This window comes from Pseudorhizobium sp. NPDC055634 (assembly GCF_053618655.1).
Window position 1 is genome coordinate 66814 of the sequence record NZ_JBSHHW010000009.1, and the last position, 12918, is coordinate 79731.

General features: G+C 63.0%; 11 protein-coding genes. 7 read left to right on the forward strand and 4 right to left on the reverse strand.

Features of this window, described 5'->3' with window-relative positions:
* Positions 1-13 precede the first annotated feature (13 nt).
* Positions 14-889 (forward strand): ParB/RepB/Spo0J family partition protein, encoded by an 876-nt coding sequence (locus ACWGPT_RS15295; protein WP_452606479.1) that lies wholly within the window; start codon positions 14-16, stop codon positions 887-889.
* Here the strand turns inward: ACWGPT_RS15295 and holA are convergent, their stop codons facing one another.
* Genes holA through leuS form a run of 3 tightly spaced genes read right to left on the reverse strand, consistent with a single transcriptional unit; the run spans position 890 to position 5089 of the window.
* Positions 890-1930: a DNA polymerase III subunit delta gene (holA, locus tag ACWGPT_RS15300; protein ID WP_452606480.1), complete on the reverse strand. Its 1041-nt coding sequence runs from the start codon at positions 1928-1930 to the stop codon at positions 890-892.
* Positions 1918-2469 (reverse strand): hypothetical protein, encoded by a 552-nt coding sequence (locus tag ACWGPT_RS15305; RefSeq protein WP_452606481.1) that lies wholly within the window; start codon positions 2467-2469, stop codon positions 1918-1920. The genes holA and ACWGPT_RS15305 overlap by 13 nt, the downstream gene beginning before the upstream one ends.
* Positions 2459-5089 (reverse strand): leucine--tRNA ligase, encoded by a 2631-nt coding sequence (gene leuS / locus ACWGPT_RS15310; RefSeq protein ID WP_452606482.1) that lies wholly within the window; start codon positions 5087-5089, stop codon positions 2459-2461. Before leuS ends, ACWGPT_RS15305 begins: the two co-directional genes overlap by 11 nt.
* 185 nt (positions 5090-5274) lie before the next feature.
* Between leuS and ACWGPT_RS15315 the strand changes: the two genes are divergently transcribed.
* The 5 genes from ACWGPT_RS15315 to minE all read left to right on the forward strand — a co-directional run bounded on the left by ACWGPT_RS15315 (position 5275) and on the right by minE (position 9941).
* Complete coding sequence (locus ACWGPT_RS15315; RefSeq protein ID WP_452606483.1) at positions 5275-5934, forward strand: YggS family pyridoxal phosphate-dependent enzyme; 660 nt, start codon at positions 5275-5277, stop codon at positions 5932-5934.
* A 91-nt stretch (positions 5935-6025) separates the two neighbouring features.
* On the forward strand, positions 6026-7957 hold the full coding sequence (locus tag ACWGPT_RS15320) for a propionyl-CoA synthetase (RefSeq protein WP_452606484.1): 1932 nt from the start codon (positions 6026-6028) through the stop codon (positions 7955-7957).
* A gap of 150 nt (positions 7958-8107) precedes the next feature.
* On the forward strand, positions 8108-8839 hold the full coding sequence (gene minC / locus ACWGPT_RS15325) for a septum site-determining protein MinC (RefSeq protein ID WP_452606485.1): 732 nt from the start codon (positions 8108-8110) through the stop codon (positions 8837-8839).
* A gap of 29 nt (positions 8840-8868) precedes the next feature.
* Positions 8869-9684 carry a septum site-determining protein MinD gene (gene minD / locus ACWGPT_RS15330; RefSeq protein ID WP_452606486.1) on the forward strand — a complete coding sequence of 272 codons (816 nt, stop codon included), beginning with the start codon at positions 8869-8871 and terminating at the stop codon, positions 9682-9684.
* Positions 9681-9941 (forward strand): cell division topological specificity factor MinE, encoded by a 261-nt coding sequence (minE, locus tag ACWGPT_RS15335; protein ID WP_452606487.1) that lies wholly within the window; start codon positions 9681-9683, stop codon positions 9939-9941. The genes minD and minE overlap by 4 nt, the downstream gene beginning before the upstream one ends.
* 93 nt (positions 9942-10034) lie before the next feature.
* Here minE and ACWGPT_RS15340 read toward each other — a convergent pair whose 3' ends face one another.
* Positions 10035-10745 (reverse strand): DUF1013 domain-containing protein, encoded by a 711-nt coding sequence (locus ACWGPT_RS15340; protein WP_452606488.1) that lies wholly within the window; start codon positions 10743-10745, stop codon positions 10035-10037.
* A 220-nt stretch (positions 10746-10965) separates the two neighbouring features.
* Between ACWGPT_RS15340 and acs the strand changes: the two genes are divergently transcribed.
* Positions 10966-12918: an acetate--CoA ligase gene (acs, locus tag ACWGPT_RS15345; protein ID WP_452606489.1), complete on the forward strand. Its 1953-nt coding sequence runs from the start codon at positions 10966-10968 to the stop codon at positions 12916-12918.

Below are 12918 nucleotides of genomic sequence, written 5' to 3' on the forward strand. Positions count from 1 at the left end.
GGAAGGACCTAGTATGAGTGACGATCTTTCGAAGCGCCGTCTCGGGCGGGGTCTTGCAGCGCTGATCGGACAGATGGACCAGCCCCTGCCCGTCGACGCAGCCCCGAAGAGCATCAGTGCCGACCGGACGGTTCCGATCGAGCATGTCAGCCGGAATCCCAGAAACCCGCGCAGGCAGTTCGACGAGGCGGAGCTTCAGGATCTCGCGAGTTCGGTCAGTCAGCACGGCATTGTCCAGCCCGTCGTGGTCCGGCCGGTCGGGGACCGCTTCGAGATCATTGCGGGTGAGCGGCGCTGGCGGGCGGCACAGCTTGCCGGCCTCAGCGAAATCCCCGTGATCGTCCGGGATGTGGATGACCGGACGGCGCTGGAGATCGCGATCGTCGAAAACGTCCAGCGCGCCGACCTCAACCCGCTGGAAGAAGCGCTTGGCTATGACCAGCTGATTGCGGAGTATGGCTATACGCAAAACGACCTGGGCGGGATCATCGGCAAGAGCCGCAGCCATGTGGCCAACAGCCTGAGGTTGCTCAAGCTTCCAGAACCCGTCCGTGACATGCTTTCTTCCGGCGATCTTTCGGCCGGACACGCGCGTGCGCTCGTGACGACCTCAGACCCGGTTTCACTTGCGCGCACGATCGTTTCCAAGGGGATGTCCGTTCGTGACGCCGAGCGACTGGCGCAGAATGACATCAAGGCGCAGTCGGAACCTTCTCAATCAAAGGTGGAGCAGAAGGATTCCGATACACTCGCGCTGGAGCGGACCCTGTCCGATTCACTGGGGCTTGAGGTCCGGATCAACCACCGGGGCGGGCCGGGCCAGGTCCGCATCAACTACCGGACCCTCGATCAGCTGGAAGAAATCTGCAGGCTTCTGGAGCGACGCTGATCAGCGCTGCAGACGGGCGGACTGCAACGCAATTGCCATCAGTGTCTGAAACGCGATGCTCTGCTCGAGGCTCTGCCTTTGACGCGACTGAAGAATCGCCGACTGCAGGCGATGGGCCTCGCGGGACAGCGCCTCGGTGCGCCAGCGGGCCAGGGCCCTTTCGATCAGCGGCTTGCGCTTGAAGTGTATGTGCCGGCCGAGCGTCATCATCACCTGGGACGCCTGGACCTTCTTCTCGTCCATCTCGGTGCGCATCAGTTCCATCATCTGGAACTGCTTGAGACAGGACTGCAGGACGAGGAATACCGGCGTCCGGGAGGTCTCGATCTTCTGCAACGCATGCCGAAGCCCCGGCAAGTCTCCGGTGAGCACAGCATCAACCGCCTCGTCGGGCGAGACGCCGCTGGCGTCGCCTATGATGGCAGTAACGTCCGCCTCCTCCACCATGCCCTTGCCTCGGCAATAGAGGGCGAGCTTGCGCACCTCGTTGCGGGAGGCAACGCGATCGCCGCCCAGCAGTTCGACGAGCTGCTGCCGGGCCGCCGGCGAGATCGCCAGACCGTCCTCGGCCAGCAAGGTATCGATAAGCGCGTTGAGCGCCTTCACGTCATCCGGATAGCAGGGGGTGATGGCGATCGTTTTTGCCGGTTCGGCAATCTTCCTCAGGCCGCTTCCCTTCTTGAGGTCGCCGGCCTCGACGATCAGGGTATTGGCAGGAGGATTGCTTTCCGCGAGGACGGCGAGAGCGTCGACGACCGCCTTCTCGTTAGAGGCGTTGCGAAGCCAGACAAGCTTCTTGTCCCCGAAGAGACCAAGGGAATTCACTTCGTCTATCAGTCGCCCCGGGTCGTTCTGCAAATCCGAGACATCGAGTTTCAGCGTCGCGAAGGGATCGTCCTGGGGAACGCCGGTCTTGCGGGCGAGCAGGGCCGCACGTTCGGACACGAGACCCCGATCCGGACCGTAGATGACGAAGACACGGTAGAGATCGTGCGCCTTCTCGGCGAAGCGATCGAACTCGTGCGACTTTATTTCTGCCATGTCACCGGCGGAGGCGGCTGGTTAACAAGCTTGAGGGCCAGGTCGGCGTTGATGAACTCCGCCAGCTCCCGTGCAGCGCGGTTCTCCGCGTCACGCACGGCGCGAACTTCCGCGAACTCCTGGCGGGAGATGTCGAGCAAGGCGGTGGCGTTCCTGGCGCCGGAACCTATCACGACGCCATCGGAAAGACGCGTAAGCGTGTAGTTACCCGACACGACGACGCGGCCAGGCTGAAGGGCGGAAGCCGATTCATCGTCGAGGATATCGCTATAGATGGACACGACAGTCAGGTTGACCTGATAGGCAGGGTTCGTAGCCTCCCCCTTGCCGCCGGTGCTCAGAAAAATCAGCTGGTTACGCACGACCTGCTCAACTCTGTTCGTGGCGTCCGAGAACGCAACGCTCGCAAGCTCCGCGCCTGTTGTCGAGCTCTCCCCATAAAGCGGACGGACCTGGCAGGCGGCCAGCACCGTCACGATAGCGAGGGCCGAAGCGACGGTGCCGATCCGGCGAAGGGTGCGGATGATGTCAGACGACAATGTTCACGATCCTTTGTGGAACGACGATGATCTTCCTCGGCTCCCGGCCATCCAGGGCTGCACGCACCGCATCCAGTTGTAGAACCGCCGCCTGGACGGCATCTTGGTCTGCGTCGCGGGCGATTGTCAATTCGGCGCGCTTCTTGCCGTTGATCTGCACCGGCAGCATGATCTCGTTCTCGACGACCAAAGCATCGTCGTAGCGGGGCCATGGTGTCCGCGAGAGCATCTCGGTATGCCCGAGCACCGCCCAGCACTCTTCGGCCAGATGCGGCGTCATCGGTGCAACGATCTGGACAAGTATCTCCGCCGCATCGCGCACTGCACTACGGTAGGCGGCATCGCCCTCGCCAGTGGCGACACGCGCCAACGGGGCTGCAAGCGTGTTTACAAGTTCGTAGATGCGCGCCACGGCCTTGTTGAAGGAAAGCCGGTCGAAGTCATCCTGGACGGCCTTGAGCGCCTTGTGGGCGGCCTGCGAGATGGAAAGCGCTTCTCCCTCGAGCGCCGGCGCGGCCGGGGCCTCCCTGAGGTTCTCCGCCGCTTCCGAGATCAGCCGCCACAGGCGCTGCGTGAAGCGGTGGGCACCCTCGACACCCGCTTCGGACCAGATGACGTCGCGGTCCGGCGGGGAATCGGAGAGCACGAAAAAGCGCGCGGTGTCGGCCCCGTAGGACGCGATGATATCGTCCGGATCCACCACGTTCTTCTTCGACTTGGACATCTTCTCGATCGAGCCGATCACCACGTCTTCGCCGGTCGACAGGAGAGTTGCCCGGCGCTTGCCGTCAACCTCCTCAATCCGGATGTCGGCGGGGGCCACCCATTCGCCCTGGGCGCCGTTGCTCCGGCGGTAGGTTTCATGGACGACCATACCCTGGGTGAAGAGACCCTTGAACGGTTCCGTCACGTCCACATGCCCTGTTTCCTTCATCGCCCGCGTGAAGAAACGCGAGTACAGAAGGTGGAGAATGGCGTGTTCGATGCCACCGATATACTGGTCCACGGGCAGCCAGTGGTTGGCCGCCTTCGGATCCGTCGGTTCATCCTGCCAGGGCGCCGTGAAACGCGTGAAGTACCAGCTGGAATCCACGAAGGTATCCATGGTGTCAGTCTCACGCCGGGCGTTGCCGCCGCATTGCGGGCAGGAAACATGCCGCCATGTCGCATGCCGGTCCAGCGGATTCCCGGGCTGGTCGAAGGTCACGTCGTCGGGAAGCCGGACCGGAAGGTCCTTCTTCGGCACCGGAACGACGCCGCACACTTCGCAGTGGATCACGGGGATGGGGCAACCCCAGTAGCGCTGTCGGGATATGCCCCAGTCGCGCAGGCGGAAGTTCACCTTGCGCTCGCCCTGGGGCATGTTGCCGAGCAGGGTCTCCGACAGCCTGCGGGCAACGGCATCGAAAGCCTCCTCCGTCGACAGCCCGTCGAGGAAGTGGGAGTTGATCATCACGCCGTCGCCGTCATAGGCCGTGTCGCCGATGGCGAATTGCGTCGCGTCCTCGCCGGCGGGCATGACCACGGCAACGACGGGGAGGTCGTACTTGCGCGCGAAATCGAGGTCGCGCTGGTCGCCGGAAGGGCATCCGAAGATTGCGCCCGTGCCGTAATCCATAAGGACGAAGTTGGCGATATAGACCGGCAGTTCCCAGTCGGGATCGAGCGGATGCTTCACCCGGATACCGGTATCCATGCCCTTCTTCTCGGCCGTTTCCAGCGCCGCGAGCGATGTCCCCTGCCTGCGGCATTCATCGGCGAAAGCTTCGATAGCCGGATTCCCGGCCGCCGCTTCCTTCGCCAGCGGATGATCGGCGGCGATCGCGAGGAAGGAGGCACCGAACAAGGTGTCGGGACGGGTGGTATAGACCGTCACCTCAGAATGGCCTGCGGGAGCGGTTTCCTTCACCAGTTCCCAACGGATCGTCATCCCTTCCGAACGGCCGATCCAGTTCTTCTGCATCAGGCGGACCTTTTCAGGCCACTGGTCGAGCGTCTCCAGTGCATCCAGCAGGTCCTGGCTGAAATCGGTGATCTTGAAGAACCACTGCACCAGCTCGCGCTGTTCGACCAGCGCACCGGAGCGCCAGCCGCGACCATCGATGACCTGTTCGTTGGCGAGGACGGTGTGGTCGACGGGATCCCAGTTGACCTTGGAGAGCTTCCGGTAGACGAGGCCCTTTTCCAGCATGTCGAGGAAAAGATACTGCTGCTGCTGGTAGTATTCGACATCGCAGGTGGCGAATTCGCGCGACCAGTCGAGCGACAGGCCCATCGCCTTCAGCTGCAACTTCATCGATGCGATATTCTGGTAGGTCCACTCCTTGGGGTGGACCTTGTTGTCGCGGGCTGCGTTTTCGGCGGGCATGCCGAAGGCATCCCAGCCCATGGGGTGAAGGACGTTATAACCCCTCGCCCGCTTGTAGCGCGCCACCACGTCGCCCAGGGCGTAGTTGCGGACATGGCCCATGTGAATGCGGCCCGACGGATAGGGGAACATCTCGAGGACGTAATACTTCTCGCGGGGATCGGCGTTGTCGGTCTCGAAGACCTTCGCCTCGCTCCAGAGCTTCTGCCAGCGCGGCTCGGCGTCGCGCGGATTGTAACGTTCACTCGCCATTTCTATGATATTCCGAAAATGCAACTGGGATGGGCGACCTTCATCATGAAAGCCCCCAAGCGTCAAGTTTTCAGGGTGTCGCAGCGGGTAAAGTTTGGCTTCGGAGCGCGGCCATCACTTGGCATGCGGGCGAGTGCCGGTTAAGTCGTCCGCGGCATTCGAGCACCGGCAGGAAAGGGATTGCGATGACCTCGGCGGAACGACTGAAGGATGTGCAGGCGCGGATCGCCGACGCGGAGCGACGGGCCAAACGCGCGCCCGGAGCGGTGTCGCTGGTGGCCGTCTCCAAAACCTTCGATGCGGAGGAAATACGGCCAGTTATAGCCGCCGGACAGCGGGTCTTCGGCGAAAACCGTGTCCAGGAAAGCCAGGGCAAGTGGCCGGCGCTGAAGGAGGAGTTCACCGACATCGAACTCCACCTGATCGGCCCGCTTCAATCCAACAAGGCGGCGGATGCCGTGGCGCTCTTCGACGTCATCGAGACCGTCGACCGGGAAAAGATAGCCCGAGCGCTCGCCGAGGAAATGCAGAAGCAGGGCCGGCAGCCTCGCCTTTTCGTGCAGGTCAACACCGGGCTGGAGCCGCAAAAGGCAGGCATTCCGCCCAAGGAGACGGTGGCATTCGTCGATTTCTGCCGGAGCGAACTCGGGCTTTCCGTGGCGGGGCTGATGTGCATCCCTCCCGCAGACGTAAATCCGGGCCCGCATTTTGCCCTCCTCGCCAAGCTGGCCGGCCAGGGCGGGGTAAGGGAGCTTTCAATGGGAATGTCGGGGGACTTCGAGACGGCGATCGAGTTCGGCGCGACGAGCGTGCGGGTGGGCTCGGCCATCTTTGGCAATCGTTAGGACTGGTTAGCCATTTAGTCTGGCTTTCCGCCGGCGACTGCATCATCCTACACTGGTTCCAGATCCTGCACTGGGACCATGGGAGGAGCAGATGCAGACTAGGTATTTCGACGTCTACCGGGAATGGCAGGCGGCCCCGGAGGATTTCTGGCGCCTGCAAGCCGAAAAGCTTCACTGGTACAAGCCGATCGACAAGGTCTTCGACCAGGGCCAGGGCGTCTATGGACGCTGGTTCGTCGGCGGCGAAACGAACACCTGCTACAATTGCCTAGACCGGCACACCATCGGTGGACGAGGCGCTCAGGCGGCGCTGATCTACGACAGCGCGATGAACGGCGACAAGAGGACGTTTACCTATGACGAGATGCTCGTCGAGGTACAGGCGGTCGCCGCGGTGCTCCGCAACCATGGTGTCGGAAAGGGCGACCGGGTCGTCATCTACATGCCGATGGTTCCGGAGGCGGTGTTCTCGATGCTGGCCTGCGCACGACTCGGCGCCGTCCATTCCGTCGTCTTCGGCGGATTTGCCGCCCACGAACTCGCCGCCCGGATCGACGATTGCGGGGCCAAGGTGGTGATCAGCGCAAGCTGCGGGCTGGAGCCCGGCCGGGTGGTTGCCTACAAGCCGCTGCTCGACCAGGCGCTGGACATGGCGAAGGTGAAGCCCGATGCCTGCCTGATCCTGCAGCGGGACGAATTGCATGCGCCGCTCCGCTACAGCCACGGGGATGTCGACTTCCGCCAAGCGGTGGAACGCGAGAAGGTCAATGGGACCGTGGTGGAATGCGAGCCCGTGGCGGCGACCGATCCGCTCTACGTGCTCTATACGTCCGGGACGACCGGGCAGCCGAAGGGCGTCATCCGCGACAATGGCGGTCACATGGCCGCGCTCGCCTGGTCGATGAAGAACCTCTACGGGGTGGAGCCCGGCGAAGTGTTCTGGGCCGCTTCCGACATCGGCTGGGTGGTCGGACATTCCTACGTGGTCTACGGCCCGCTTCTGACCGGAAACACCACGATCCTGTTCGAAGGTAAGCCAGTCGGCACGCCGGACGCCGGGACATACTGGCGGATCATCAACGAATACGACGTGAAGGTCCTGTTCACGGCGCCAACGGCGTTCAGGGCGATCCGGCGCGACGACCCTGAGGGAGCGCTGATCGGGAAACACGATCCCTCCGGCCTGCGGGCACTCTTCCTGGCGGGTGAGCGCGCCGATCCGGAGACGCTGAAATGGGCCGAGGGCGTGCTGAACGTTCCCGTCATCGATCACTGGTGGCAGACGGAAACCGGCTGGCCCATGGTGGGCAATCCCGTGGGGCTCGGGCTGCTGCCGTTTAAGCGGGGGTCGGCCACGAAGCCCCTGCCCGGTTACGTGATCGAGGTGCTGGACGACGAAGGTCATCCGGTGCCGGCCAATACGCTGGGGAACGTGGTCGTCAAGCTGCCGCTGCCGCCGGGCTGCCTCGTCAGCTTCTGGAACGCCGACGATCGCTTCCGGCAGGGATGCCTTGAGGAATTCCCCGGTTACTACAAGACGGCGGATGCCGGCATGCTCGACGATGACGGCTACCTCTTCGTGATGGCGAGGACGGACGACATCATCAACTGCGCCGGCCACCGGCTCTCGACGGGCGCCATGGAGGAAGTCTGCGCAATGCATCCGGATGTCGCCGAGTGCGCAGTGGTGGGCGTGGCCGACGCCCTCAAGGGCCAGATTCCCTGTGGCTTCCTCGTCCTCAAGAACAATGTCGCACGGGACGTGAAGCTCATCGAGAAGGAGGTCGTCGATCTCGTCCGCAACGAGATCGGGCCGGTTGCCGCCTTCCGCACCGTGATGGTGGTCGACCGTCTTCCGAAGACGCGGTCGGGCAAGATCCTGCGCGGGACGATGCAGAAGATCGCCGACGGAATGCCCTGGAAGATGCCGGCGACGATCGACGATCCCGCGATCCTCGACGAGATCATCGAGATCCTGAAATCCAAGGGATATGCTAAGGGCGCGTCCGAGACGGCGGCCTGATCCCATCCCCGGCAATTTCGCGAAAAGGCCCCGGCAGGTTCCGGGGCCTTTTCGCATTCCGGCGCCTGCACATCTTAAGCTCCGCACCAGCATATTAACATATTGTTAACCATCCCGACGCTACACCGCTCTAACCATTTCTTTACGTAGATGACCAAAGTGCTAACAGATGCCCGCTCGATCCGGATCAAGGGTCGCTCCTTCCTCGCAGTCGTTCTGTCGCCCGACCTGCCGCTCGACGAGTGGCTGACAAGGCTGGACGATCTTGCCTCGCGTTCCGCCGGGTTCTTCCTCGGAAGGCCCGTCGTCCTGGACGTGACGGATCTCGACATCGATCGCGCCCAGCTGAAGGAGCTGCTCGCGGCATTCGCCGACCGCAATGTCAGCATCATGGGGATCGAAGGTGCCCGCCCGTCGCTTCTCGGGCCCGGCATGCCGCCCGGCCTCAAGGGAGGCCGCCCCGTCTCCGAGGACAGCATGGCGAAGGAGCCTGCGGTGGAAACGCCGGCGGGAAAGGTTGCCCCGGAGATCATTCGGGAGGTCCGCCCGCCGCTGCAGTCGATCATCGTCCGCGAGCCGATCCGCTCCGGGCAGTCCGTCATCTTCCCGGAGGGCGACGTCACCGTGATCGGATCGGTCGCCTCCGGCGCGGAAGTGATCGCAGGCGGCTCCGTTCATATCTACGGGGCGCTGCGCGGCCGGGTCATGGCGGGATCGGTGGGCAATTCGTCCGCCCGCATCTTCTGCCGGAAGCTCGAAGCCGAACTGCTTGCGATCGACGGCATCTACCAGGTTGCCGAGAACATGGCAGCCAACCTGAAGGGCCAGCCCGTCCAGCTCTGGCTCGAGAACGATACAATAATGGCAGAGAAACTCGCCTGAGCCGAAAGGCCGGAACACAGGAGAAGACCATGGGGAAAGTCATCGTAGTGACGTCAGGCAAGGGCGGGGTCGGCAAGACGACATCGTCCGCGGCGCTCGGCGCGGCCCTGGCCCAGAAGGGCGAGAAAGTGGTCGTCGTCGATTTCGACGTCGGACTTCGCAATCTCGACCTGGTGATGGGGGCGGAACGTCGCGTCGTCTATGATATCGTCAATGTCATCCAGGGCGACGCCAAGCTGCCGCAGGCGCTCATCCGCGACAAGCGGCTAGAGACGCTGTTCCTGCTTCCCGCCTCGCAGACCCGCGACAAGGACGCGCTGACGCCGGAAGGGGTCGAGACCGTCATCAACGAGCTGAAGCGCGTCTTCGACTGGGTGATCTGCGACAGCCCCGCCGGTATCGAGCGCGGCGCAACGCTTGCGATGCGGCACGCGGATGTTGCGGTGGTCGTGACCAACCCGGAAGTCTCCTCCGTCCGCGATTCCGACCGCATCATCGGGTTGCTGGACGCAAAGACCCTGAAGGCCGAGCGTGGAGAGCGGATGGAGAAGCACCTTCTTCTCACCCGCTACGACCCCCTACGGGCCGAGCGCGGCGACATGCTGAAGGTCGACGACGTGCTTGAAATCCTGTCGATCCCGCTGATCGGCATCATTCCCGAGAGCATGGATGTTCTTCGCGCGTCGAATATCGGCGCTCCGGTGACCTTGGCCGACGCGCGCAGCGCCCCGGCCCAGGCCTATTTCGATGCCGCCCGCCGTCTCTGCGGAGAAGTCCTGCCGGTCACCATTCCCGGCGAGAAGCGCGGCCTTCTCGGCAAGATCTTCGGAAGGAAGGCGGCATGAGTATTTTCGACCTGTTCAAGAAACAACGTTCCGCGCCGATGGCACGGGAAAGGCTGCAGGTGCTGCTCGCTCACGAGCGCTCCTCAAGCAGCTCTGACCTCGTGGCAGTGCTGCGCGAGGAAATCCTCGCCGTGATCGCCAAGCATGTCGACCTCGACGCCGACCGGGTGAAGATCAAGGTCGACCGGGAAGAGACATTCTCCCTGCTCGAGATCGACGTGGAAATTCCGCTGGGCGCCTCGCGGGCGGCGGCCTGACCTAACCCGGGGGATCAAAGAACCGGGAGGCAAAGAAAAAGCCCGCCGAGCGATCGGCGGGCTTTTCAGCATGATGGTGGCGGAGGACCGCGGTCAGAACCGCTCGTCCTCTTCGTCTTCGTCACGCGGCGCCGACTTCAGCGAGCTGAGCTTGGCGAAGACGGCATCGGCATCGATTTCCTTCTCTTCCTCGCGCTCGGTACGATAGTCGAAGCCGAGGTTTTCGGTTTCGGTAGCCGACTGGAGCGTTGCTCCCACTTCCTCTGCGCTCGGAAGCGGGCGGCCCTTGGAGGCCTTCTCGACTTCCATATCTAGGTCGATCTGGCTGCAGAGACCAAGCGTGACCGGATCCATCGGCGTCAGGTTGGCGGAATTCCAGTGGGTGCGGTCGCGAATCTGCTCGATCGTCGACTTGGTCGTGCCGACGAGACGCGAGATCTGCGCGTCCTTCAGTTCCGGATGGTTGCGGACGAGCCAGAGGATGGCATTCGGACGGTCCTGGCGCTTCGAAACGGGGGTGTAGCGGGGGCCGCGGCGCTTCGATTCGGGAACCCGAACCTTCGGCTCCTGCAGCTTCAGCTTGTAGTTGACGTCCGCTTCGCCGCGCTTGATCTCGTCGCGCGAGAGCTGTCCGGTCGCGATCGGGTCAAGCCCCTTGATGCCCTGTGCCGCCTCGCCGTCCGCGATCGCCTTCACCTCGAGCGGGTGCAGTCGGCAGAACTGCGCGATCTGGTCGAAGGAGAGCGCTGTGTTGTCGACAAGCCAGACAGCCGTCGCCTTCGGCATAAGCAATTGTTGAGCCATGGATATACTTCCTCTGTACGTCCGCGCCGGGGTCGCGGGCCGTGGGTATCAACCACAATTTCCGGAAATTCGACGGGGTCTATAACCGGAAAGTGGTGAAATTGCAAATATCGCGCAGCATGAACCGTTTGTCTAATTGCTGGCCCTGTTTCACCTGTTATGAATGCTGCATGATCCGGATTCTACGGTCCGGTGGGTGGAATGCAATGGGGAGGAGACGATGTCCGAGAAGGTTTATCCGGTGTCACGCGCCAACAAGGCCATGGCGTTGATCGACAAGGAAAAATACGAGAAGTGGTACGAGGAGAGCATCGAGGACCCGGACAAGTTCTGGGGCAAGCACGGCAAGCGGATCGACTGGTTCAAGCCCTACACGAAGGTCAAGAACACCTCCTTCAAGGGCAAGGTCTCCATCAAGTGGTTCGAGGACGGCCTGACGAACGTTTCCTACAACTGCATCGACCGTCACCTGAAGACCCACGGCGAGCGCACGGCGATCATCTGGGAAGGCGACAATCCCTATATCGACAAGAAGATCACCTACAACCAGCTCTATGATCAGGTCTGCCGGCTGGCGAACGTCCTGAAGAAGCACGGCGTCAAGAAGGGCGACCGGGTCACAATCTACATGCCGATGATCCCGGAAGCTGCCTATGCGATGCTGGCCTGCGCGCGTATCGGCGCCGTCCACTCCATCGTCTTCGGCGGCTTCTCGCCCGAGGCGCTCGCGGGCCGCATCGTCGACTGCCAGTCCAGCTTCGTGATTACCTGCGACGAGGGCGTGCGCGGCGGAAGGCCGGTGCCGCTGAAGGAAAATACCGACAAGGCGATCCACATCGCGGCGCGCCAGTATACGACGGTCGAGAAGGTGCTCGTTGTTCGCCGGACCGGCGGCAAGATCGAATGGGCGCCCGGCCGCGATATCTGGTACCACCAGGAAATCGCCAGTGTGAAGGGCCATTGCGAGCCCGTGAAGATGAAGGCGGAAGACCCGCTCTTCATCCTCTATACCTCGGGCTCGACCGGCAAGCCGAAGGGCGTGCTGCACACGACCGGCGGCTACCTCGTCTATGCCGCCATGACCCACGAATACGTCTTCGACTACCACGACGGGGACATCTACTGGTGCACGGCGGACGTGGGCTGGGTCACGGGCCACTCCTACATCGTCTATGGCCCGCTCGCGAACTGCGCCACGACGCTGATGTTCGAAGGGGTTCCGAATTTCCCCGACCAGGGCCGCTTCTGGGAAGTCGTCGACAAGCACCAGGTCAACATCTTCTACACGGCCCCGACCGCCATCCGCTCGCTGATGGGCGCGGGAGACGATTACGTGAAACGCTCGTCCCGCTCGAGCCTCAGGCTCCTCGGAACGGTGGGCGAGCCGATCAACCCGGAAGCCTGGGAATGGTACTATCATGTCGTCGGCGACAGCCGCTGCCCGGTGGTCGACACATGGTGGCAGACCGAGACCGGGGGGCACATGATCACGCCGCTGCCCGGCGCGACGGCGCTGAAGCCGGGCTCCGCCACGGTGCCATTCTTCGGCGTCAAGCCGGAGCTCGTCGACAACGAGGGCAATGTGCTAGAGGGGGCAGCGGACGGAAACCTCTGCATCGCCGACTCGTGGCCGGGGCAGATGCGCACGGTCTACGGTGACCATGAGCGGTTCATCCAGACCTACTTCTCCACCTACAAGGGCAAGTACTTCACCGGTGACGGCTGCCGCCGCGACGCGGACGGATACTACTGGATCACGGGCCGCGTGGACGACGTGCTGAATGTTTCCGGGCACCGGCTCGGTACGGCGGAAGTGGAGTCGGCGCTGGTTTCCCACGATTTCGTGTCGGAAGCGGCGGTCGTCGGATATCCGCACACCGTCAAGGGCCAGGGCATCTACTGCTACGTGACGTTGATGTCCGGCCACGAGGGCGACGACGCCCTGCGCCAGGAACTCATCAAGCATGTCCGAAGCGAAATCGGACCGATCGCGACGCCGGACAAGATTCAGTTCGCGCCGGGCCTTCCGAAGACGCGCTCGGGCAAGATCATGCGCCGCATCCTGCGCAAGATCGCCGAGGACGACTTCGGCGCGCTTGGCGACATCTCGACGCTTGCCGATCCCGGCGTCGTCGACGACCTGATCGAGAACCGCCAGAACAAGGCGTCCTGA